Annotated in this window: 5 protein-coding genes; 1 reads left to right on the forward strand and 4 read right to left on the reverse strand. The window is 71.9% G+C overall.

Annotated elements, in window-relative coordinates; all coding sequences use genetic code 11:
- The 4 genes from FFK22_RS41305 to FFK22_RS41320 form a co-directional block, all read right to left on the reverse strand.
- Positions 1 to 842, reverse strand: an 842-nt coding sequence (locus FFK22_RS41305) for a hypothetical protein (RefSeq protein ID WP_221939281.1), incomplete at its 3' end; no start/stop codon positions are given.
- A 270-nt stretch (positions 843 to 1,112) separates the two neighbouring features.
- Positions 1,113 to 1,439: a hypothetical protein gene (locus tag FFK22_RS41310; protein WP_138892088.1), complete on the reverse strand. Its 327-nt coding sequence runs from the start codon at positions 1,437 to 1,439 to the stop codon at positions 1,113 to 1,115.
- Between the two features lie 65 nt (positions 1,440 to 1,504).
- Positions 1,505 to 1,954, reverse strand: coding sequence for an SRPBCC domain-containing protein (locus tag FFK22_RS41315; RefSeq protein WP_138892087.1), 450 nt, complete (start codon positions 1,952 to 1,954; stop codon positions 1,505 to 1,507).
- A 65-nt stretch (positions 1,955 to 2,019) separates the two neighbouring features.
- Entirely contained in the window at positions 2,020 to 2,481 is a 462-nt protein-coding gene (locus tag FFK22_RS41320) for an SRPBCC domain-containing protein (protein WP_138892086.1), read from the reverse strand.
- 112 nt (positions 2,482 to 2,593) lie between these two features.
- Here FFK22_RS41320 and FFK22_RS41325 point away from each other — a divergent pair.
- Positions 2,594 to 2,832 (forward strand): hypothetical protein (locus FFK22_RS41325; RefSeq protein ID WP_373683779.1); only part of this gene is annotated, 239 nt, incomplete at its 3' end.

Consider the following 2,832-nt stretch of genomic DNA (forward strand, 5'->3'; position numbering starts at 1 on the left):
GCACCGGCGGCCGCTCCGGCCGCGGCGTAGGTCGGGGCCGCCGCCGGCCCCAGATCCTTGCCGGCGCGCGGCAGCAGATCGGCCGGCAGGGATGCTGCGGCGTCCAGCGGCGCGCCGGCCTTCAGCGCATTGAGGGCCGCCGCCTCGGCGATCTCCCGCCCCTGGCCGGCGACCCAGACCCGACCGATCCGGCGCAGCACTTCGGTGGCGAAGGGGTCCGACCGGGCGGGGCCGTCGACCAGCTCGACCGCGTCGCCCCGGCCCAGATCGGCGTTGACCAGGCGGTAGCGGTCCGCCGCCGTCTCCGGGCCGAGCACCCGCTCGACCAGCACCGGCGCGGATGTTTCGCTGGCCTTGCCCCGGACCATGATCTCGCCGACGCAGCATTCGCGCGATCCGATCTGCCGGAAGCCGGGCTGGAAGGCAGCGGCGTTCAGGGCGTCGAAGCCGTCGCCGGCGAGCCACGCGGCCGAGGCGGGGATCGCCCGGCCGCCGCGGACGCCCCAGCGACCCTGCGGCTGCTTGTACAGCTCGACCGCGGTGTCCAGCGTCAGGTCCGTCTTCACCGGGTGGAACGTCTCCTGCCCGTCGTCCTTGCCGTTGCCGCGGGACCGGCGCTCGGCCACCACCTGCACGGCCCCCTGTCCGCCGGCATCGAGCGATCCGGCGAAGAAGGTCCGGGTTCCGACCACGATCTCGGTGCGGTCGTTGCCGGTCTTCCGCGTCTGGACGAACGGCTCCAGCGGGTCGCCGGCATGGGCGCCGGTCGGGACGATGGCGGTCGTCAGCTTGTTGACGAACAGGGCCATCCTGGCCGCCGGAATTCGCGACTTCTTCTTCATGGGCTCCCCAGTCTCAGGCCCGCTTCAGCAGACACGTCTCCGCACATCCGCCGCGCCCGGCAGTCCTGTGAAGAGTTCGTCAAGATCCGGTGGGATGACCGGCTCTGCCATGACTGTCCCGTTTCCGGGACCGTTGCTGAGCGGATTGTTCAAGCCTGCGTAACGGATTGGTCATATTCAGGTAATAGGAAAGGGATCAGCCGCCTAATGCAGGAACGGCATCATGGTATGCGCGTGAATACGATCCGGGCTGGGAACCCGGCCGGGCCATCAGCGGTCCGCGGCCAGCCTCTCGCGGATGCGGTCGGGTCCGCCGGCCATCCGCCGGGCGAAGGGCCGGTCGGGATCGACGACGCGCCAGAACGGCGCGCTGCCGTCCTGGCTGATCCGCACCAGATGGCGCTGCGTGGTGACCGGGCAGCAGGCATCGGCCCCATGCCGTGCCGCCAGGGCCCGCCGAAGCCCGGCCAAGTCCGACAGCTGGCCGGGCGGGGCCGCCCGCAGCGCTTCGGCGACCATCCCCTCGCTCGGGATCAGCATGCTCTGCGTCTGGCTCCTGCCCTTGCGACGCGTCTTGATGACCGGCAGCTCGTCCATGGCTCACCTCCGGAACGGGTCTCTCCAGAGGACGAACGGGGACGCCGGAGTCCGACAGGGCGGATTCAGTCGTTCCGGCCGAGCCAGGGGTCCGGCCCCGGGTCGCGGCCACCGCCGAGCGCCGCCAGGCGGTCGAGGTAGTGGCCCCAGCCCTCGGCATGGCCGGCACATTGCTCGGCATTCGGCAGGCCGGTGTGGGTCATCTTCAACAGCGTGCCGTCGGGCTGCTCGATCAGGTCGATCTCGACCAGGCTCGACCCCGGCGGCACCGCCTCGCTGCCGTCCCAGCCGAAGCTGTAGGACAGGCGATGCACCGGCACCACCTCGCGGAAGGCGCCGCGGGCGAAGCGGGCGCCGGTGACGTTGACCAGGTACAGCCCGCCGGGCTGCGGGTCGAGCTGCGCCTCCGTGCCCATCCAGCGCAGGATCTGCTCCGGGTCGGTCAGCAGGGCGAACACCGCGGCGGGCGGCGCCGGAACATGGGTTTCGCGACGGACGACGAGATCGTCTGGCATCGGTCTCCTCCACGGTTGCGCCAACTGGGGTTGCGCCAACTGGGTTGCGGCAGCGGTGGCGACGGTCAGCCCCCGGCCTCCGGCGGGGTACAGTCGGGCTTCGGGACCGGCCCTGGATCGCGATCGGCCAGCACCGCCGCCAGGCGATCGAGAAAGAACGTCCAGCCGCGCTCATGAGCGGGCAGCGTCGACGGCAGCAGGCCGCTATGGGTCATCCGCATCAACGTGCCGTCGGGCTGCTCGATCAGGTCGATCTCGACTTGGCTGGAGCCCGGCGGGGTCTCGGCATTGCCCTCCCAGCCGAAGCTGTAGACCAGGCGGTGCACCGGCACCACCTCGCGGAAGGCGCCGCGCACGACGTTGGTGCCGTCGACGTCGAGCAGGTACAGCCCGCCGGGCTGCGGCTCCAGCGTCGCGGAGATACCCATCCAGCGCAGGATCTTCTGCGGGTCGGTCAGAAAGGCGAAGATGGTGGCGGGCGGCGCCGGGATCCGCATCTCGCGCCGGAAGACGGTCGTTTCGTCCATCGCGCTTCCCTGTCGGCCATCCCGAGTCCAGGGCGCAAAATAACACGGCGCGGCCGGACTTCACCACCCGCCGTGGATGACAGATCCCGGGCCGGGACGGCATGATCGCGGCATGGATCTGCCCGCCCCTCTCGCCTGGCTCGTCGACGACGCCGGCGCCGTGCCCGCGCCCGACCGGTTCCTGGCCGAGCTCGGCGGCCGCCTGCTGGCCGACGGGCTGCCGCTGGCCGGCGGCGCCCTGACGCTGGCGGTGCCGCATCCGATCGTCGCCCGCCGCACCTGGCTGTGGCGGGCCGCGACCGGGGCGGTGATCGAGGCGCTGGGCTTCGCCGGCATGCCGCTGCCGGCCGA

Source organism: Mycobacterium sp. KBS0706 (assembly GCF_005938675.2).
Lineage (GTDB): Bacteria > Pseudomonadota > Alphaproteobacteria > DSM-16000 > Inquilinaceae > Inquilinus.